Consider the following 18,844-nt stretch of genomic DNA (forward strand, 5'->3'; position numbering starts at 1 on the left):
CTCATCTAAATCTGCTCTCTCTCCTCGCCATTCTTCCTATATCTAGTGTCCCTATGCTATACTCTTACCGTCTTGTATGGGCGCATACATTCGGCTGACTCAGCAACCGGAATAAGAACTGGATCAGAGATCTTATCAGACAAACAGATTGCCCCCGCCGCCGCAATCATATTTGGAGTGGCAGCAATCGTATTTCATATTTAATGGAAAGAACAACGGAGGAAAATGCCTATGTGGCTGGCAGATCGCTGGAAAGACTACGAAGTATACGACTGCTCCGGGGGGGAGAAGCTGGAGCGCTGGGGCAGCTACACCCTGCTTCGCCCGGATCCTCAGGTTATCTGGGACACAGCCCGCAGGGATCCTCACTGGAACAGGCTCAACGCCCACTATCACCGCTCCAGACGGGGCGGCGGCGAATGGGAGTTCTTTGACCTGCCGCAGGAATGGCAGATCTCCTATGAGCTCCCCACTGCCGGGCAGCTGACCTTTCGCGTCAAGCCCTTCTCCTTTAAACACACCGGCCTCTTCCCGGAGCAGGCGGCCAACTGGGACTGGTTCTCTGAGCTCATCCGAAAGCGCAAGGCCGCCAGTCCCCAGTCCCAGATCAAGGTTCTCAACCTCTTCGCTTACACCGGCGGCGCCACTTTAGCCGCGGCCAGGGCCGGGGCAGCTGTCACTCATGTAGACGCCTCTAAGGGCATGGTGACCTGGGCCAGAGAGAATGCCGCCGCCTCCGGTCTTGCCGACGCCCCCATCCGCTGGCTGGTAGATGACTGCGGCAAGTTCGTCGAGCGGGAAATCCGCCGGGGCAGACGCTATGATGCCATTATCATGGATCCTCCTTCTTATGGAAGAGGCCCCAAGGGGGAGATCTGGAAAATCGAAGAGCAGGTCTATCCTCTGATCTGCCTTGCGGCCAGGATCTTAAAGGATGATCCGCTCTTCTTCCTGATTAATTCCTATACGACAGGCCTGCAGCCCGCGGTTTTAAGCTATATGCTCTCTTCGGCTCTGTCCTCCTTTGACGGCAGGGTTGAGGCTCAGGAGATCGGCCTTCCCGTCTCCTCCAATGGTCTGATTCTCCCTTGCGGCGCAAGCGGTCGCTTTACAGCATCTTCTTGCGGTGCAGGAGCCAGGCTATCAGGACAGAAATAACCAGGGTGATCAGTATGATGATTCCAAAGCCGTGAGGCACATGGGCAAGAGGCATCCACTGATCGTCCACGTTCATGCCATAGACTCCGGAGACGATCGTTGGGATGGCCAGAATCAGGGTGACGGAGGTCAGAATCTTCATGACGTCGTTCAGGCGATTGTTGATCACCGTGGAGAGAAGCTCTCTGGTCCCGTTGATAATATCCCGGTAGATCCCCGTCATCTCGATCGCCTGACGGTTCTCAATGATGACATCCTCCAGCAGATCTCGGTCTTCCGGGAACTGCTGGAGCCTTCCGTAACGGGTCAGTCGGTCCAGAACCATGGAATTGGCTCGGAGTGAGGTGGCGAAATAGACCAGGTTGGACTCCAGCTCGTGCAGATCAAAGAGGTCAGAGTCCCCCGTCGAACCATTGATCCTCTCCTCTATCTCTTTGCGCTTTCGGTCAATGGTGCGCAGAAGCGACTGATAGACAATATTGGAATTATAGAGAATCTGATAGACAAAGCGCATCCGCTTCTTGGTGGAGAACTCCTTCATGCTCTGATCCACAAATGTCTGAAGAACCGCTGTCTCCTCCGTGCAGACCGTGATAACCACATCCTCTCTCAGCAGGATCCCCAGGGGAATCGTCTGATAAGAGTTGCGATTATTGCGGATCTCCGCAGTCGGGATATCCACCAGAATAAGCGTATATCCCTCCTCCAAACTAATTCTGGAGGACTCCTCATCATCCAGAGCCGCCCGAACATCAGCAACATCCATCTGAAAGCGGTCGGCTATTTCAACGCACTCCTCCGGACTGGGATTGGTCAGCTGCACCCAGGCTCCCTCGTCATAATCCTTTAATTTCTGAATAACTCCCTCGTCTGTCCTGTAATAATTGATCATCCCTGACCTCTCATCCCCTGTGGTCCTCTCTGCGCCTCTTTTCTCTTCCCCGGTCTCACTATCCCCGTGCAAAGACCGTGGAGTCAGTTTTCACCAGCTCTGATCAGGCGGCTTGCCCTGCCGCCCGCTATCCCCGCGCAAAGGGCTGCGGACTCAATCGTAATCTACCCTGATCAGGCACAACCCTCTGGCCGGGGCGGTCGGTCCCGCAGCCTTGCGGTCCCTGGCCTCGAGAATCTTCTCGACATCCTGTGGTCTCATGCGATGCCATCCCACCTCCATAAGCGTTCCCACCAGGATGCGAACCATATTCTGTAAAAAACCGGTCCCGTGAAAACTGAAGTAAACGTATCCCTTGCTCCTGCGGATTTCAATCCGGTCTACCCTGCGGACCGTGGATTTCTTCATTTTGGGATTGCCGCAGAAAGATCTGAAATCATGCTCGCCCAGCAAACAGTTCGCCGCCTCCTGCATGGCGCTGACATCCAGTTCCTCTTCCAGGGGCGTGTAGTACCTGCGGTTGAAAACCGGCTTGACCCTGCCGTCAAAGGCCGTGTACTGATAGGTCTTACCGACCGCCTTATATCTGGCGTGAAAGCGGGCTGCCGCCTCCTTGAACGCGACCACGGAGATATCGTCCGGCAGGTAGTGATTGAGATAATCCTGCATTTCCTGACAGGTCATACTTCTGGGCTGATTTCTTCGCGTCAGCTGCGCGCTGGGCTCCGCCTGCCAGGTCATATTCCCCGGCTGATTTCCTCTGTCCCGTCCTTTACTCTCCCTGCGCTCCCAGGGGCCCGGCCGGTAGGCAGGGGCTTCAAACGCAATAGAAGCCACCATCCCCCTGGCATGGACTCCGGCATCTGTCCGCCCGGCTCCAATCAGCTTGACAGGGGTGTCCGGCCTCATGAAATCTCTCTCATCCATCGCGAGGCCGCACATACGAGCCAGGGCCTGCTCCAGCTTTCCCTGAATGGTCTCCTGACCTGGCTGGTGTTCCCAGCCTGCGTAGCGGGTTCCATCATATGCAATTTTCAGCCGATAATTCTGCATCTGACCTCTCATTTCCGCCGCGCTTATCGTTCTCAGCCGATGAATCTGTGTGCCCCAATGAGCCTGCGTTCTCCGCATCAATATAGCACAAAAAAGGAGCCCCCGCAGGAAATGATTCCCGGAGGGCTCCCAAAGAAACTCAAAAAAGGCGTTCCGCTTCTGTCATGAAGTGGAACATCACCCCGCGTTCTCGACCTTCTCGCGATCTTCCACTTTTTTCTGGCGGCAGGACTCGCAGATCCCCTGGAGAATGACGTTCTCCACCTTAAAGGAATCCCCTGCCAGAAGCTGAAGCTCCTCCGGGACCACCAGGCGTTCCACAATGCTCCCGCACCGGCTGCAACAGAGGTGGATATGAGGCGTATTTCGGCCGTCAAAATGCTCCTTGCCGTCGACCATAAAGCTAATTGCCTCCCCGCAGGCCGTCATATCCTTCAAATTGCGATATACCGTTCCCAGTGAAATGTGGGGCATCTGTTCGCGCACGGACGCGTACACCATATCGGCGGAGGGATGGTCGCTGCGGTTTTTTAAATTTCTGGCGATAAGCTCACGCTGCCTGGAATATCTCAGTGCCATATTTCACCTCAAATCCGCCGATCACGGACGCTTGCAATAACAATACTTATTCTTATCTATGCCTCCATCCTATCCTTTTCGCTGTCAAATTGCAAGTTTCATCGCCTGAGTTCCGAAGTTTGATACAGCTTTCATCTCCCGCAAACCCTTGTGGTATTCGGATATTTTGGGCATTAAAGCAGCACTTATTAAGCACACGAAAAGCACTTGAAAAGAACGTGCAATTAGGCTATAGTGAGGATGCAGGAGGTGATCTATATGGCAATAACAGCTGATATGACAAATTTTACATTCAAGGTGGATAAAAAGACCAGAGAAGAATACAGCTCATTATGTGATTCTCTTGGCCTTACAATGTCTTCTGCGACTCTTGCACTTGTGAGACAGGCAGTCAGAAATCAGGGAATGAGTTTTTCTCTTCGTGACGAGAATGGGTTTACTCCAGCTGAGGCTGCAGAACTTAAGCGCAGGATCAGCGATGTCAGGAAGGGAAATGCTGTTCATCATGATCTGACAGAGGACTGATTATGCGGAACTTGCTTTGGCAGTCCGATGCCTGGAAGGAATACGCGGAGATTCAATCTGATAAGGCCCTGCTGAAAAAGGTCAATAATCTGATTAAAGATGTAATGCGGAATGGCTATAATGCATCCTATGGCCAGGTGGAGATGCTGAAAGGCGATTTTGCAGGTTTTGCCAGCGTCAGAATTGACAAGAAGAACCGCATTATTTTTGAGGCTGATGAATATCAGATTACCATCATTCAGTGCGGAGAGCACTATAAGGACCATTAACAGAATATCGAAAATATGAGATTGACCGTTATATTCGCTGGTACTGCACAGATCAAATCAACACTCGGAGGGCTCAGTCCTCTTCAGTATGGAAAGGAGTTGGGTGTGGCTGTCTAAAAAATGTCCACACCCCCTTTTTTCCGTGCCCAAATTGCAAGTTTCACCAGCGCAGGCAGGTCCCCGTTGCCAGGTTCCTCATAAAGCAATTGCAGGGTAAGCAATGCGTCATTCACCTCACGAAGGATACCCCTGTGCCGAGAGATATGTCAGAGTACAGCATTGCCTTCCGCAAGCTTAATCTCCGTATTCGCATCCCACATGAGCCGCTTCAATCTCATCGACCAGCTCCCACTTCCAATCCTTCTTGAGGGACTTGCGGTAGAGCTTTATGCTGCCTGTCCCCGTGCCTCCGCACCAGAATTTGTCATGACGGATCTGACCGCCCGGGGTCTCATAGCTGAGCTGGACCATATCCTTCCTGGGACATTGAATATCCGTGTACATCTTGGACAGGGGGGTCTCCTGGATCAGGCGCCAGCGAATATAGTCCTTCCCCACCTTGACCTTGTAGCGGGTCTTGGTCAAAGTCCAGACATGAGAGAAGTTGAACTGATAGGCTTCTCCCTCATGCCAGATGGCGCCGAGCAGGCCATTTTCCACTTCCAGATTGCCAATCCTTGGCTTGCCCCCTCCAATGGCAAAGGCGGAATTACTCAGCTTGTCTCCGCTGATCTTCGAAGTCAGATCATTGGAGGCCAGCCAGATCCACGGCCTGGTAAAATCACTGCCCCAATTTTTATCCGCGTAGCCAAACGAGGTCTCCGGGCGGACCATGTAAATCTGCCCGTTATAAACGACTCGCCCCTCATAGGCAGTCTTCATCCCCTCCGCGTGCCAGAGCATCTGCAGAGCCTCCTGGTCGCGCATGGCTTTCCCCGCGCCATAACCGATATTAAAGGCGATCTTCTTGTCGATGTGCAGATCCCAGATCAAATCACCGGCGTCGCTCATCCACTCCGGGTGTGCCTTGACCTCCTCCGGCCGCAGACAGACCCTCCCCAGACTTCTGGTCTCGCTGAGGAAACAGTTGTCCGCGCTGATTGAGAAGGGAGCCCCCTCATTCATGCTGACTTTCTTCCAGGGGAAGAAGCGGTTCAACTGCCTCGGGTCTTCTCCCCAGACCCCAGCCTTGACCATGAGATAGGAGGGCTTAATCCCCTTGCTCTGCGTCTCTTCGCTCTGTCCCAGAATGGCGGAATCTGTTCCCAGAGCCGGATTGATCGCGAAGAAGCAGAGGAAAAAGCTCTTCTCCTCGCCGGTAGCCGCATTGTGCCCGGTAAAGAACTGCCGCCAGCAATCGTAGCCCTGTTCCGCCAGCTTGCCGCGAAGCATAAAACGGTCGCGCTCCAGATCGGACTTGTTGAAGCCGCTCTCCATAATGTCGCTGCTCACCTCGCCGGCGACATCCATGGCGCTCCTTCCGAGCTCCACGGCTCTGCCTGCCAGAGGATACTTCTTTGATACCTCTTCCACCATCTGTCCCACGGATTTGGCCGCAGACGCCGCCGCCTCATCCAGCTTGTACTTTTTGGCGATCTCTCCCGCCTTGCTGACAGCTCCGTCCGTGACATGAATCGCCCCGGTGGCCGCCTTCTTGGCCACTTCAATGGCCGCATCCGCGTTGTCCGTCGCAGAGTCAATCGCCTTGGATATATTGGTCTCAATCTCTTCTAACACGCCCATATTCGTCCCTCCTTTTGGAAGTTACCTAAACCTTATTTTGGTCCATCCCAGCCGATTTGTAAACCGACCCTAGAGCATAGGGGCAAGCAGCTTGAACACCGCCCCCAGGGCCCGGTCAAAGCGGTTGCGGAAGCCTCCGGCCCGGGTATCCTCCAGGGATATCTGCTGACATTTGTCCAGGGTCTTTTGAAAATCCTCAAGAATATCCCCGATCACCCGGTTTCCATCCACATAGAGTCCCACCTCGAAGTGGTGATAGAGGGACCGGTAATCCAGATTAATGGACCCGACCGTCGCCCTTCTGTCATCGCTGACGAAGACCTTGGCGTGTACAAATCCCGGCGTATACTCATAAATTTTGACGCCGGCTTCAAGAAGCTCCCGATAATGGGTCTTGGCCAGAGCAAAGGCGTAGCGCTTGTCCGGAATATGGGGCAGAATAATCCTGACGTCGATCCCTCGCTTGGTCGCGTAAGTCAGGGCATTGACCATTGTTTCATCCAGAATCAGATAGGGGGTCATGATATAGACGTAGTCAGAGGCGGTCTGAAGGATATCCAGGTAGACCTGTTCTCCCATCCGCTCTCCGTCCAGAGGGTTATCCGCATAGGGGATGACAAAGCCATCCTCAACAATCCGATCTACCGCTGTCCTGACCTGGTTTGCCCGGTCGGCCTGATTCGCCATATTTCCCAGGTCTGCCCAGTGCCCCTGATTTCCCTGGCCTGCCCGATCTCCCTGATCCGCCCGGTCTGTCCGATTCGCCTGAAGTAGCTCCCGGGCCTCCTCGACCCGCTGTCCTCCCCCTGTCCTCAGAAGACCGTAGAGGGTTGAGGCCTCAATATAGCGGTTCTCCTCCGGCATAGGCTTATTTGCCTGATAATTCCAGGACTCCAAAAAGAGGCGGGTAAAGGTGGCGACCCCGTCTCCATAGCTGCGAATAGCCACATCCTTCCAGTGCCCGTAGGGGTGGGTCACATTGATATACTCATCCGCCAGATTGAGCCCTCCCGTATAGGCCGTTTTCCCGTCGATGACCGCGATCTTGCGATGGTCACGGTAATTGTACTCCGTGGAGACGAAGGGCCTCACCGGATCAAAGATGCGGCAGGCGATGCCCAGCTTCTCCAGCATGGCCGGATAATTATGGGGAAGGTTGGTGAATTCATTGGTCCCGTCATACATGAGACGGACCTCCACTCCCTCCTTGACCTTTTGCGAGAGAATGTAGAGGATCTTGCCCCACATCTGCCCCTCAGAGACAATGAAATACTCCAGGAAGATAAAATGCCTGGCAGAGGACAGGTCCTCCAGGAAATCCGGGAGGAAGTCATCACCCAGAGGATAGTACTTGAGGTTCGTGACCGGATAGGGATGATAGCCGCAGGTGTCGTTCATATAATGGGCAAAGGCCGATCTCTCGGGTCGGCAGTCTTCAATCGCCTTCATGGTCAGGGACATGTCAGGCTGTGCCTGACTCGTGTATTTCAAAATTCTGGAAATTTGCTTCTTCAGTCTCCGGTGGCCGACATCACTTCTCACATATACATAGAAGAGAGCCCCGAAGGGGCTTCCGACCGCGACAAAAAGCAGCCAGGAGAGTTTGACGCTCGGATCGCTGTCGCTGTTGAAAATATGCAGAACCGATATGACGGTGACGGCCATGGAGAACATATACATATAAGGGCCGTAGCGATTTAAGGTGTCCACAAGGGCAACCACAAAGAGGATCTGCAGGATGATCAGCGCAGACATAATGAAGGTTCTGCCGTAAACCAGCTTGATCAGACGCTTTTTCCCTCTCTTCAAGAGACGCATCTCCCGGATATCACTCAGTGAATTGATTTTCCGCATCCCTCACCTCAGTTCAGCCCTTCTTTTGCAAAAGCCTGTCTACTGCCTATGTGCTCGTCTAATTGATGCAATCATATCGCAAAGATCCTCTTGATTTCAAACTTTGCTCTGGGCCAGGATTGTCCCTGCGCAGACCAGGATTAAAGAGAGCAGAATGACAGGCCAACCCGCCCCTTGCTTCTCCTGGAGAAAAATCGTGGAGAAGATCACGCCAAAGACAGGCGTCATAAAACCAAAGACCGCCACTTTGGAGACGGGATTGTACTTGAGCAGCTGACCCCAGAGCGAATAAGCCACCGCGGAGATGCCCGCCAGGAGCAGGAGAATCCCCAGTCCTGCCCCCTCCATTTGTCCCAGGAGAACTGTCGGGCTGCCTCCCATCAGGCGCCCCGTCAGGCAGAGCAGGATTCCTCCCAGAAAAAACTGATAGCCGCTTAGTGTAAAGGGCAGTTCCTCCCTGGAATACTCCTTGAGAAAAACAGATGAGAAAGCGTACATGACCGTCGACGCGAATACGGCGAGCTGGCCCGGCAGAGAAGATCCGGAGCCGACCACTGCCTGTGCGCCCCCTCCTCCCAGCAGGGCAATCAGCAGTCCGGCCAGATTCAGCAGAAGAACTCCGGAGAAGCCGAGAGCGCTGCCAAGCAGCTTGCGCCGGGTCATTCGCTCCTGGTGAAAGAGTGCGCTTGCCACAAAAAGGGCGACAAAGACACTACTCGCCTGAATGATAGAGGCCGAGACCCCGCTGCTGTGCGCCAGCCCCAGGTAGAAGAAAAAATACTGTCCCACCGTCTGCAAAAGACAGAGCTTGAGGATCTTGCCCCACATTCCTCTTCCGGGAAAGAGAAGCCTCCGGTAGAGCAGGCTCCCGATCGCAATGGCAAAAATTCCCGCCAGAATAAAGCGAAAGCCTGCGAACAAGATCTGGTCTCCTGTCGCCGACGCCTTGATTCCATAGAGTCCATAGCCGATTTTAATGGCGGGGAAAGCCCCTCCCCACAGGGCGCAGGAAATCAGGGCTCCCATCCACACAATAGGAGTCCGACTCAATATATTCTGCTCGGGTCTCTGTTCAGGTATCTTCCCCGACAACCGGCTAATCTTCTGTTCGGATATCTGGTCCTCACACATTATTTTCCCTGAAGCCTGCGATTTTCCAAAAAACTCAGAGGTCAATCTCAACCCTCCTGCCCGAGGGCAGATAGCGCCTGCAGCTGATCCCCGCCGCCTTGAGCATGCGCTTGGAGGCAATGACCGACGGTGTATCCGCGTACTTGTCGGTCTTGAAGATGATCTCCTTGATCCCCGCCTGGATAATGGCCTTGGCGCACTCATTGCAGGGAAAGAGGGTGACATACATCTTGGTCCCCTCCAGGCTTCCTCCCCGGTAATTTAAAATGGCATTGAGCTCGCTGTGAGTCGTGTAGAAATATTTGTTCTCCAGGGGATTTCCCTCCCGGTTCCAGGGAAACTCGTCATCGGAGCAGCCGATGGGAAGGCCGTTGTAACCAATGGAGAGAATCTTATTCTGCGAGCTCACAATGCAGGCCCCCACCTGGGTATTGGGGTCCTTGGACCGCATGCCGGCCAGGGCAGCCACTCCCATAAAATACTCATCCCAACTGATGTAATCCTCACGTTTACTGCTCATATTCTTTCCTCTGTCGTCTGCCGCCTGACCTATTGCATCCGATCGTCCGCCTGACCCATTGTACCCGATCGGCCGCCTGACCCATTGCATCCGATCGGATCGGCCGCTTGATCCATGACACATGGGTTTCCCGCGTGTCCCTGTCCCCTCATCATAAATCCGCTCGTCGTGAACCGCGGCCTCACTCTCCTGCTCGCTCTCTTCTTTCTTATTTTATGCTTCTTCTTTCTATGCTTCTTTGCTCTCGGGCAGACTTACCGCCAGCTCATTGAGCTTGGCCGCCAGCTTCCCGATCGTCTGATTCAGGACTTCAAAGCAAAGCCCATACTGCTGCAGGTTCCCCCCATAGGGATTGAGGATATCCAATTCATCTCCCACATAGGCGGAGAGGACATAGGTATTGTCCTCATCGGCATTCGCGAAACGCCTGATAATCTCCGTTCTCTGCCCGGCGTCCATGGTAAAGACCAGGGTCGAATCTGTGATCTCCTCATTCTTCAGGGGCTCGGACTCATAGTCCGCCAATTCGATTCCCTTGCCCTGCAGAACTGCCTGGACCTTCTGATTGACCGGTTCCGGAAAGAGGGCCACCCTCCCCCGGGCGAAAATCTCAATCGGCCGAGTCAGATCCTGCCTGCGCAGCAGTTCCGCCGCCATGGGAGCCCGGCACACGCCGCGGCCGGAGACGAAAATCACCCTCGTCACCCTCCTCGCCGCCAGAATCAGCTGGTGGGCCGCCGCCTTGATCAGGCGGTTCATAATGGCCGTTCCCATCTGTGGGGTGTCAAAGGCCTCCGAGTAGATGATCTCTATGCCCTGGTCATCAAAATGCCGGAGGACTCCAAAGAGATGGCGGGCAATCTCCTCCTCGTCGCTGCGCGGTCCGATCTCAACAATATCCCCATAGAGATAACGGCTTCTGGTCTCAGCGCTCGCGATAACGCCGACCTTACTCCCCGTCGCGATTGCCTCCGCGCTCAGGCGGTTGATGGTCTCAACCACATCGTCAGCCGCCCCCTCAACAATTTTCAGATCTCCTCTGGGCGCATAGTGCTTATAGCGCATTCCGGGCGCTTTGGGTCTGGCGCTGACATTCTCTTCCATCAGTCCGGGATCCATTCGGACATGATCCTGTCCCAGAACCTCCTCCAGCATCCGCAGGTTGATATAGCCGGGACGGAGCACGGTCGGGATCCCCTCAGACAGGTCCACAATCGTGGACTCCAGGCCGATTTCCACCGGGCCCCCGTCGATAATCGCATCGATCTTGCCTGACAGATCGTCTGCCACATGCTCCGCTCGTGTGGGCGAGGGACGGCCGGAGCTGTTCGCGCTCGGCGCCGCGATCATGCAGCCGCTGGAGAGAATCAGCTGGCGCGCGACTGGGTGAGAGGGCATGCGCACCGCCACGGTGTCAAGCCCGCCCGTAGTCTCCAGGGGGATCCGGTCATTTTTTCTGACAATCATGGTCAGCGGACCCGGCCAGAAAGCGTCCGCCAGGATCCTCACTTGAGGGGCAAGCTCCTGGGCAATGGCCTCCATCTGGGAGAAATCCGCGATATGCACGATCAGAGGATTGTCCGAGGGCCGCCCCTTGGCCGCATAGATCTTCCTGGAGGATTCGGCATTCTCCGCGTCTCCTCCCAGGCCATATACGGTCTCTGTGGGAAAGGCCACCAGGCCTCCCTCGCGCAGAATCTCCCCCGGCTCTCTCAGAATCTCCTTCAAATCATCTCCGGGCATGGCCCGAAACTGTCTTGTCTCCAAACGGGATCCTCACTCTCTTCGCTTTCATTCACTTCATTTGCCGTCTCCCCCGGCATCCTATTTCCTCCGTCGTCCCGACATCCTATTTACCGGCGCTGACCGTCTGCCAGATGGAAGACGGCTCCATCCCCAGCTTCCAGAAGGCGACACCCCCCAGCTGATTGTTCCGATAGACCTCCATCTTCTTTGCGATCGAGTCGGCGTTCTCCAGCCAGATCTCCACCTTGTTGCCATCAGCGTCCTTCCAGGAGGCTGTGCTCTGCCCCAGCTCCTCATTCCAGCTGGCCACAACCTTATTCTGGGCCAAAAGGGCGTCCTGGTCCTTCATGGCGACAGCCTGACTGGACACGCTTCCGTCGCTCTTCGTCGTCCAGGCCCTGGTGTAGAGCGGGAGAGCCAGGATCACCTGCCGGGCAGGCGTCGTCTCTAACGTGGCGGAAACTGCCTTTTTGACATAGTCGATCGAAGAATTGCTGCCCGCGGTCTTGTCCGTGGCCCAGTGCTCATCATAGGCCATAATCACGTTATAGTCCGCGTAGTTTGCCTGCTCCGCCCGGTTGTAGTGAAGACTGGAGGCGCTCGGCGTGTAATTGTCGACGGAGACGACCAGATTATTGGCGTGCGCCTTGAGGGATAACTCTCTGATGAATTGAATGTAGCCATCCGCCGCCTCTGTCGGCAGAGACTCGATATCTACATTGATCCCGTCCAGATTGTAGCGGATCGCGGCCGCGATCAGACCGTTGACCAGATTGTCCCTGGCGGACGTCGTATTCAAGACGGTCTTGGTGTCGACCCCCTTGGAAGCCAGATTGCTGACCAGACCCCAGACGGCGACATTTTCGCTGTGCGCCTTGGTCACATAGTCGCTGCTGCCATAGTCGTTTAAGTTGCCCCCATTGTCCTTGAGGGAGAACCAGGTGGGGGAGATCACATTGATTCCGCTGGTGTTGGCCAGGAGATTGGACATGTTGGCATTGCCCGCAGTCGAGGTTACCTGATGCCAGGCCAGCTGGATCTTCTGATCTAAAATCCTGTGGCTGTACTGGCGCTCCGGCAGATTTGCCTCGATTTTGGAGTCCTTGACCCCGCTGACCTTACTCTTGCGGACACAGCCGATGACATTGTCCGCAGTGACCACCTGATACCAGCCGTCCAGTTCCTGCACAATAGTAAGGGAATCTCCGCTCTTTCCGTCCTCCAGAATCTGACTCTTAATTCCCGCCTTGCGACGAATCCCCTCCGCCCCGTTTAAGCTGCCGGTCTTCACTGCCGTCCCGGCTGTCCAGATCGCCAGCCGGTTGGGCTGATTGGCGACGGTGTAGGTCAGGTCCGTGAACTGCTTGACAAAATCCAGGGCCACATAGGTCTTATTGTCGGAGACGATGACGATGGGGGCGGACCAGCTCTTGGAATTCTTATCTTCCATATAATTGGAGTCAGAGAGATTAACGCTGATCAGATTCTTATCCGTGGCATAGCGGAGAATCCCCTCACTTGCGTCATAGACCCAGCCGTCGTCAAGATGGTCGTGAAGCAGGCTCCAGCGGACATAGGTCGTTCCGTTGACCAGCTTGGCGGCAGGTGCCTTGTCGTCTGTACTGATCAGATTGCCGTTGGCAATCACCGCGCCGTCTTCCTCCCCGTCCACTCCAAAAAAGGTATTCAGGCTCAAATGCTCTTTGCCCGGCCGATAGCGCACGACCAGAAAAATGACGATCCCGAGCAGGACAATCACAAGCAGTAAAATCAGCGCCAGGGGTATTCTCTTCTTTTTCTTCTTCATCTCACACCTCAGAGCCGAAAATCACACAACAAATCGAATTCATTATATCATAAGAGAGACACCCCGTAGATGATCCGGGGTATCTCTCAGAATGCCTTTCGTGACAGATATGTATTCTTTCGCGCCGATCGGCTCTCCGTAGCCGCCGGCTCCTTGTCACAGGTGTCGCAAGATGATGCACCGGGCACCTGTATCATTTACAGTTACAATATATTTCCCTTTTATTTCCCCGATAGCCCCCTCTCTCCGAACTGCCTTCGGCGCCTTGACGCCCCATCTGTCCGCTCCCGGATCTCCCTTGACCGCGGATTCTCACCTGCCTGTCCACTTTGTTCGCTGCATGGATCTGTGTGAGAGCGATTCCCTCCGCAGCTCTTAATCTGTGGTATATGCGTAAATCGAGCGCAGAGGAATCAGACGCGCGAGAAAAAGGATCAAGGCTTGTTTTCACCGACTGCCCCCGCCTTCTTGTGTCAGAGGACAGCCATCCATGATTTTGGCTTCGCTGATGATTCGGGAAATGCCGGAAAAAGCAGTGTGCTCTGCTGTCGGCCGAGGAATCCCTCTTCCCTATCCCCGAAGGGGAAAGATAAGTCCTTCTTCTCGCCTGGGCTTCTTTCTATCCTATAGATAGCATTTCCGCTCTGCTATGGCAAGCGCTCAAAAGGCATCTCCCCTTATCATGACAAAATTAACTCTATCCTGCTAAGCGTTTGACGGGAATCCTGCATCATTGCGAATTCTTAAAATTCTTACTATAATAAATCGCACGAACTAACGGCAGGAGGTTTTATGAAGATCGAGAAGCTCAGTGACAGACAGGTTCGCTTCCATATTTCCCGCTCCGACCTGGAGCGCAGAGGGATCAAACTGTCTGAATTCGCTTACGGAAGCGAACGGGCCAAGGCTCTCTTTCGTGAGCTCCTGCTCTGGGCCGAGTACAAGTTCAACTTCGTCGCCCATGATGTCCCTATTATGATTGAGGCTGTTCCTTTCAGCGCGGATGAAATCATCCTCATCGTCAGCAAATTAAACCCTCAGGAGCTCGAAGCCTATCAGCAAAATCAAAAGACCTCCCTCTCCCCCGATCACAAGGCCGGGCAGGATACCGACCCGCAGAAGGCCGTCCGCCATCTGATTCCTCCCCGCGTCCCAAATGAGAAGACTGTCCTCTTCGCCATCGACCGCCTGGAAGATCTTCTATCCCTGGCCCAGAAAATTCCCCAGCCAAATCAGGTCAGCTCTTCTCTCTACCGCGATCTCAACAGCGGGATCTATTACCTTCTTCTCAGCTCCCCTTCGGACCAGCAGGAAACCTTTTCCCTCGTTCAGGCGATCACAAGCGAATACGGCAATCTGCTCGACGTCCCTAAATTCGGAGAGGCCTATATCGCTGAGCGCTTTGAATGCATTTTAGCGGAGAACGCCCTGTCCCAATTACAATCTCTCCGCTCCGGACGCTAAAATACGCATCCCCCTTCAAGTCCCTTTTCCCAGGAGATCGAAGGGGTCTTCGTCTGCACGTTTTGTCCACCCCAAAAGTTCCCTAGAAAAAGATTGACCCCCCTCAATCCCTTGTAAATAAAGGGATTGAGGGGGGTTCTATCAACACATTTTGTCCTATAACTCTAAATAAAGAGATTGAGGAGGCTTCTATCAACTATTTTGTCCTATAACTCTATAACTCCCCAATTGCTCTGTCCCTTGCGCAAAAAAGGCCGCCTCCCCGAGGGGAAGCGGTCTTTTTTGCTTTTCCTGTTGGATGAGGGAATTAAGCCTCAGCGGGCGCGCCTACCGGGCAAACTGCCGCGCAGGAACCGCAAGAGATGCAAGCCTCCTCATCTATGACGTACTTGGAATCACCGGCGCTGATTGCGGATACAGGGCACTCGGGCTCGCAGGATCCACAGCTGATACAATCATCAGAAATAACGTATGCCATTTGAAAACCTCCTGTAACTAAGCTCTTACATCTAAAACCTACCATCCTGTTGGTATGCTCATTATATGGTTGAAAAATGTCCTTGACAAGTACTAATTTGTGTACACAATTGTTAGCTATTCCTAGCAAAAATCCCTGTATATTGTAGATATGTCGGGAATCTCCTAATCTCCTGATGCTCTACTTAACCCTCTTTGATTGTCATATCACCTATGCCAGACTGATATATCCTGTTTTTAGAAAGTAGACTTTTCTGTACTTATAAGGATACAATAAATTTATATTCTATTCTCAGACACTGCGACTATTTTTTTGTTGTCTCTATTTGTATGGCTTTTATGGAGGAAGTGGTTTGTGAAGAAACGATTAAAATGGCTTTTGGGAATCTTGCTCGCACTTATCGTGATCGTAATAATTGACATGATGATCTGTATTCACCAATATGGAAAGGGGAAAGTCACCCCTTGGCAGGTGCTGGAGGTCAATTTATTCCATAAGATGGTCGCACTTGAAGAACATGATCAGGGAATGCTATTTTTGACGGATCATGACTGGACTGGTGATGAGCTTTTAAAGCGCGGCTACAGAGAGACAGACCGCATGGGGAGTGTGGGCTATTATACCGCGCCGGACGGAACAACATTCCGTGTCATTGACAGGAGCGAATGGTGCCTTTTCTTTCGATTACATGATATAAAAGGCATTACACTGGAACAATTGGACCAGCATACATAAGGGCACACACTGATAAAATGGCAGCCCCCGCTTCCAATCCACAGCAATTTCACCCTGCATGGTTTGGAACGCGCGCTCCTCGGCGTAAACCGTTCGCACCACAAGGCCATCTGTTTCCATAGAGCGCAAGCTATACAAGCGAGTCGTCCAGCAGAAAGTCAATGACACTGATATTGAGGATGCCCTTATCGTCATACCAACGCTTGCGGATGTCATGGCGGACAATAATTTTCGGGAAGGAATCACCGGTCAAGGAAAACGGCTTGTTCTCGATGACTGCTTTTTCCTCTGTTTCCAAAGCGTAGGCGGACTGAATGTAGGTCTTTTTACCACCGGAAGTTGCAATAAAGTCGATTTCTCGCGCAACCGGCGTGACCTTTCCGTTGGCGTTTTTCTCATTGCCGTAGACGATACCGATGTCAACGGAACATTCACGGATTATCAACTCATTGAAAATAATATTTTCCATTCAATGAATATTATACTCCAAGGCGAGAGCAAATTAACGGAGTTATTGAAAAGTTAGCATATAAACCAGGCAACATTTCAATGAAAGGAGCGAGAAGGTGCTCCACCATATCGGAATTGGAAATGATGTGTGGATTGGTTATGAAGCTGTCATCTTCTCCGACGTAAGCAATGTATTGGAAATGAAAAATGCTAAAAGTTGCAAAAATCCTTTCCGGTGCAGCGAAAGAAAGCATAATGGCTTGTCTCTGATTGACGAAAGCCTGATTCAGATTTCAATTCACCCACATCACGTTTCCGTCTCTTTTTGTTGTATATACAACGATTTTGCTGGTAAAATCATGTAAGATAGTCTCATAGCTTGTCCTGACAGAGGACAGATGTTATGATTCAGAACAGTCTGGCTGTCGCTTCAGCCGTACACGTACAGTATTTCCAGGAGGTAGAACAATGGCAGAGAACAATGCACCCGTTGTAAACAAGGACACCATGATCGGAGAGCTCTTGCAGATCGATACCGAGCTGGCTCCCATTCTGATGAGCATCGGCATGCACTGCCTGGGCTGCCCCTCTTCCCAGATGGAGACCATCGCGGAGGCCGCTATGGTTCACGGCTATGACGCCGACGACCTGGTCGATGAAATCAATTCCTATCTGTCCGCCAAGGCTGCTTCCCAGCCCGCCCAGGCCTGAGTCGATACACGAGATATAACATAGTACAGGCGCAGCATAGGACAGGTACAACATAATACATGCGCTGCCTGATACATGTGCGACATCGCACAGGCTCAACATAGTGCAAGCGCACATATATACAAGTATGGCTAGTAGTGGCGCAACATAAGTACAGGTACAATTAGTACAGGCGAAGTACAAGTACAGCTGGTACAGATGCTGCATAGTACAAGTACAAATAAGGCAGGTACAACATCGTGCAAGTACAGCATGATACATGCACAACATCGTAAGCGATATAATAGAAATCCGGCCTCATGTGACGAAAAGAGACAGTCACACGAGGCCGGATCCTTTTTCATGACAATGGAGTAGCTTTTGTTTTATCTCCCCTTCACGTAGATGAGCCCCTGTCGTGTTCCTTGTTGGCAAATTTCGTATACTCAGGCAGCCAGACCAGCTCGACCGTCCCGATCGGGCCGTTTCTCTGCTTGGCAATGATAACCTCTGAGATCCCCTTGAGCTCCGTATCCCGATGGTAGTAATCATCGCGATAGAGGAACATGACGACATCCGCGTCCTGCTCAATCGCCCCGGACTCTCGCAGATCCGACAGCATGGGCCGGTGGTCCGGCCTCTGCTCCACCGCCCGCGAGAGCTGGGAGAGAGCAATGACCGGAACATTCAGCTCGCGGGCCACCGCCTTGAGCGAGCGGGATATCTCGGAGATCTCCTGCTGCCTGGACTCAGATCGGCTGCCCGAAGAGCCGCTCATCAGCTGCAGGTAGTCGATAATAATGACATCCAGTCCCTTCTCCAGCTTTAACTTGCGGCACTTAGAGCGAAGCTCTGAGACCGTAATCCCGGGCGTGTCGTCAATGATCATCCTGGAGTTGCCGACCACGCCGGCCCCCTCGATCAGCTGCTCCCACTCGAAGTCCTGGAGGCTTCCGGTGCGAAGCTTCTGCGCGTCTACCCTGGACTCCAGGGAAAAGAGACGGTTGACCAGCTGCTCCTTGCTCATCTCCAGGGAGAAGACCGCCGCCGCCTTGCCCTCATGAAAACAAATGTGTTGGGCCAGGTTCAGGGCAAATGCCGTCTTGCCCATCGAGGGCCGGGCCGCGATCAGGATCAGGTCCGAGGGCTGCAGGCCGGCCGTCTTATAATCCAGATCATAAAAACCGGTCGGGATTCCCGTGACCGTCCCCTTCTGCCTGGCGGCCGCTTCAATCCTGTCAAGAGCGCGCAGGACTACCTGGTCGATGGGGACATAGTCTGTGCCGCCCCGGTTCTGCAGCAGATGAAAAATATCCCTCTCTGTGCGGTCCATAATGACCGCCGCCTCTTCTTTACCCTCGTAGCAGGCGTTCGCGATATCCTGATTCACCCGAATGATATTGCGCAGCATGGCCTTGTCCTTAACAATCCTGGCGTAAGACGCCACATTGACAGAGACCGGGACAGCTGCCACCAGATCCGCCACATAGTCCAGACTTGACAGCTCCGGGGGCACTTCCTTTTGTCTGAGCTTGTCCTGGAGGGTGACGACATCGACCGGCTGCCCCGCATTGTAGAGCTCCGCAATGCACTCGAAGAGAACCCCGTACTGCTCATGATAGAAATCCTCCGGAGTCAGAATCTCCAGGGCAGAGGCAATGGCCTCTCTGTCCATAATCATGGAGCCAATGACAGACTGCTCCGCCTCCAAAGAGTTGGGCATGATCCGTTTCGTCAGTGTCTCATCCAT

The 18,844-nt window shown here is 53.4% G+C and carries 18 protein-coding genes; 6 read left to right on the forward strand and 12 right to left on the reverse strand.

Going from position 1 to position 18,844, the window contains the following annotated elements; translation table 11 throughout:
• Nucleotides 1-231 precede the first annotated feature (231 nt).
• Nucleotides 232-1,158 (forward strand): class I SAM-dependent methyltransferase, encoded by a 927-nt coding sequence (locus tag GCWU000342_RS06375; RefSeq protein ID WP_045000405.1) that lies wholly within the window; start codon nt 232-234, stop codon nt 1,156-1,158.
• Here GCWU000342_RS06375 and GCWU000342_RS06380 read toward each other — a convergent pair.
• The 3 genes from GCWU000342_RS06380 to GCWU000342_RS06390 all read right to left on the reverse strand — a co-directional run bounded on the left by GCWU000342_RS06380 (nt 1,109) and on the right by GCWU000342_RS06390 (nt 3,682).
• Nucleotides 1,109-2,050: a magnesium transporter CorA family protein gene (locus tag GCWU000342_RS06380; RefSeq protein WP_045000407.1), complete on the reverse strand. Its 942-nt coding sequence runs from the start codon at nt 2,048-2,050 to the stop codon at nt 1,109-1,111. The genes GCWU000342_RS06375 and GCWU000342_RS06380 overlap by 50 nt on opposite strands.
• A 153-nt stretch (nt 2,051-2,203) precedes the next feature.
• The gene (gene truA, locus GCWU000342_RS06385; protein WP_045000409.1) at nt 2,204-3,103 is read right to left on the reverse strand and encodes a tRNA pseudouridine(38-40) synthase TruA; all 900 of its coding nucleotides are present in this window, start codon (nt 3,101-3,103) and stop codon (nt 2,204-2,206) included.
• Nucleotides 3,104-3,280: 177 nt separating this feature from the next.
• Nucleotides 3,281-3,682, reverse strand: a complete 402-nt coding sequence (locus tag GCWU000342_RS06390) for a Fur family transcriptional regulator (protein ID WP_006906522.1) — start codon at nt 3,680-3,682, stop codon at nt 3,281-3,283.
• A gap of 258 nt (nt 3,683-3,940) precedes the next feature.
• Between GCWU000342_RS06390 and GCWU000342_RS06395 the strand changes: the two genes are divergently transcribed.
• On the forward strand, nt 3,941-4,207 hold the full coding sequence (locus GCWU000342_RS06395) for a type II toxin-antitoxin system RelB/DinJ family antitoxin (protein ID WP_045000410.1): 267 nt from the start codon (nt 3,941-3,943) through the stop codon (nt 4,205-4,207).
• 2 nt (nt 4,208-4,209) lie between these two features.
• Nucleotides 4,210-4,476 (forward strand): Txe/YoeB family addiction module toxin, encoded by a 267-nt coding sequence (locus GCWU000342_RS06400; protein ID WP_006906524.1) that lies wholly within the window; start codon nt 4,210-4,212, stop codon nt 4,474-4,476.
• Nucleotides 4,477-4,770: 294 nt separating this feature from the next.
• Here the strand turns inward: GCWU000342_RS06400 and GCWU000342_RS10690 are convergent, their stop codons facing one another.
• The 6 genes from GCWU000342_RS10690 to GCWU000342_RS06430 form a co-directional block, all read right to left on the reverse strand.
• Nucleotides 4,771-6,219, reverse strand: coding sequence for a tocopherol cyclase family protein (locus tag GCWU000342_RS10690; protein ID WP_006906525.1), 1,449 nt, complete (start codon nt 6,217-6,219; stop codon nt 4,771-4,773).
• Between the two features lie 69 nt (nt 6,220-6,288).
• Entirely contained in the window at nt 6,289-8,073 is a 1,785-nt protein-coding gene (locus tag GCWU000342_RS06410) for a phospholipase D-like domain-containing protein (protein ID WP_006906526.1), read from the reverse strand.
• Nucleotides 8,074-8,169: 96 nt separating this feature from the next.
• Nucleotides 8,170-9,123, reverse strand: coding sequence for a DMT family transporter (locus GCWU000342_RS06415; RefSeq protein ID WP_242649979.1), 954 nt, complete (start codon nt 9,121-9,123; stop codon nt 8,170-8,172).
• Nucleotides 9,124-9,238: 115 nt separating this feature from the next.
• Nucleotides 9,239-9,724: a deoxycytidylate deaminase gene (locus GCWU000342_RS06420; protein ID WP_045000412.1), complete on the reverse strand. Its 486-nt coding sequence runs from the start codon at nt 9,722-9,724 to the stop codon at nt 9,239-9,241.
• Nucleotides 9,725-9,952: 228 nt separating this feature from the next.
• Entirely contained in the window at nt 9,953-11,467 is a 1,515-nt protein-coding gene (locus GCWU000342_RS06425; RefSeq protein WP_006906529.1) for an L-threonylcarbamoyladenylate synthase, read from the reverse strand.
• A 106-nt stretch (nt 11,468-11,573) separates the two neighbouring features.
• Nucleotides 11,574-13,277 (reverse strand): glycosyl hydrolase family 18 protein, encoded by a 1,704-nt coding sequence (locus tag GCWU000342_RS06430; protein WP_006906530.1) that lies wholly within the window; start codon nt 13,275-13,277, stop codon nt 11,574-11,576.
• A gap of 792 nt (nt 13,278-14,069) precedes the next feature.
• Here GCWU000342_RS06430 and GCWU000342_RS09965 point away from each other — a divergent pair.
• Nucleotides 14,070-14,741, forward strand: coding sequence for an adaptor protein MecA (locus GCWU000342_RS09965; RefSeq protein WP_006906533.1), 672 nt, complete (start codon nt 14,070-14,072; stop codon nt 14,739-14,741).
• 307 nt (nt 14,742-15,048) lie between these two features.
• Here the strand turns inward: GCWU000342_RS09965 and GCWU000342_RS10195 are convergent, their stop codons facing one another.
• Nucleotides 15,049-15,219, reverse strand: coding sequence for a DUF362 domain-containing protein (locus GCWU000342_RS10195; RefSeq protein ID WP_083790734.1), 171 nt, complete (start codon nt 15,217-15,219; stop codon nt 15,049-15,051).
• Between the two features lie 354 nt (nt 15,220-15,573).
• Between GCWU000342_RS10195 and GCWU000342_RS06440 the strand changes: the two genes are divergently transcribed.
• Nucleotides 15,574-15,954 (forward strand): hypothetical protein, encoded by a 381-nt coding sequence (locus GCWU000342_RS06440; RefSeq protein ID WP_006906535.1) that lies wholly within the window; start codon nt 15,574-15,576, stop codon nt 15,952-15,954.
• Nucleotides 15,955-16,084: 130 nt separating this feature from the next.
• Here GCWU000342_RS06440 and GCWU000342_RS06445 read toward each other — a convergent pair whose 3' ends face one another.
• Entirely contained in the window at nt 16,085-16,423 is a 339-nt protein-coding gene (locus GCWU000342_RS06445) for an ATP-binding protein (RefSeq protein WP_006906536.1), read from the reverse strand.
• A gap of 449 nt (nt 16,424-16,872) precedes the next feature.
• Here GCWU000342_RS06445 and GCWU000342_RS06450 point away from each other — a divergent pair, with 449 nt between their 5' ends.
• Entirely contained in the window at nt 16,873-17,115 is a 243-nt protein-coding gene (locus GCWU000342_RS06450) for a DUF1858 domain-containing protein (RefSeq protein ID WP_006906538.1), read from the forward strand.
• Nucleotides 17,116-17,491: 376 nt separating this feature from the next.
• On the opposite strand, the gene dnaB is transcribed toward GCWU000342_RS06450, so the two are convergent.
• Nucleotides 17,492-18,844, reverse strand: a complete 1,353-nt coding sequence (gene dnaB, locus GCWU000342_RS06455; RefSeq protein ID WP_006906539.1) for a replicative DNA helicase — start codon at nt 18,842-18,844, stop codon at nt 17,492-17,494.

Source organism: Shuttleworthella satelles DSM 14600, from assembly GCF_000160115.1.
GTDB classification, from domain to species: Bacteria; Bacillota; Clostridia; order Lachnospirales; family Lachnospiraceae; genus Shuttleworthia; species Shuttleworthia satelles.

Coding starts and splice junctions, on each gene's coding strand:
- GCWU000342_RS06410 (WP_006906526.1), bottom strand. CDS start 8,073: ATGCGGAAAATCAATTCACTGAGTGATATCCGGGAGATGCGTCTCTTG.
- GCWU000342_RS06380 (WP_045000407.1), bottom strand. CDS start 2,050: ATGATCAATTATTACAGGACAGACGAGGGAGTTATTCAGAAATTAAAG.
- GCWU000342_RS06395 (WP_045000410.1), top strand. CDS start 3,941: ATGGCAATAACAGCTGATATGACAAATTTTACATTCAAGGTGGATAAA.
- GCWU000342_RS10690 (WP_006906525.1), bottom strand. CDS start 6,219: ATGGGCGTGTTAGAAGAGATTGAGACCAATATATCCAAGGCGATTGAC.
- GCWU000342_RS06420 (WP_045000412.1), bottom strand. CDS start 9,724: ATGAGCAGTAAACGTGAGGATTACATCAGTTGGGATGAGTATTTTATG.
- GCWU000342_RS06425 (WP_006906529.1), bottom strand. CDS start 11,467: ATGCCCGGAGATGATTTGAAGGAGATTCTGAGAGAGCCGGGGGAGATT.
- GCWU000342_RS06445 (WP_006906536.1), bottom strand. CDS start 16,423: ATGGAAAATATTATTTTCAATGAGTTGATAATCCGTGAATGTTCCGTT.
- dnaB (WP_006906539.1), bottom strand. CDS start 18,844: ATGGATGAGACACTGACGAAACGGATCATGCCCAACTCTTTGGAGGCG.
- GCWU000342_RS06400 (WP_006906524.1), top strand. CDS start 4,210: ATGCGGAACTTGCTTTGGCAGTCCGATGCCTGGAAGGAATACGCGGAG.
- GCWU000342_RS06430 (WP_006906530.1), bottom strand. CDS start 13,277: ATGAAGAAGAAAAAGAAGAGAATACCCCTGGCGCTGATTTTACTGCTT.
- truA (WP_045000409.1), bottom strand. CDS start 3,103: ATGCAGAATTATCGGCTGAAAATTGCATATGATGGAACCCGCTACGCA.
- GCWU000342_RS06375 (WP_045000405.1), top strand. CDS start 232: ATGTGGCTGGCAGATCGCTGGAAAGACTACGAAGTATACGACTGCTCC.
- GCWU000342_RS10195 (WP_083790734.1), bottom strand. CDS start 15,219: ATGGCATACGTTATTTCTGATGATTGTATCAGCTGTGGATCCTGCGAG.
- GCWU000342_RS06390 (WP_006906522.1), bottom strand. CDS start 3,682: ATGGCACTGAGATATTCCAGGCAGCGTGAGCTTATCGCCAGAAATTTA.
- GCWU000342_RS09965 (WP_006906533.1), top strand. CDS start 14,070: ATGAAGATCGAGAAGCTCAGTGACAGACAGGTTCGCTTCCATATTTCC.
- GCWU000342_RS06450 (WP_006906538.1), top strand. CDS start 16,873: ATGGCAGAGAACAATGCACCCGTTGTAAACAAGGACACCATGATCGGA.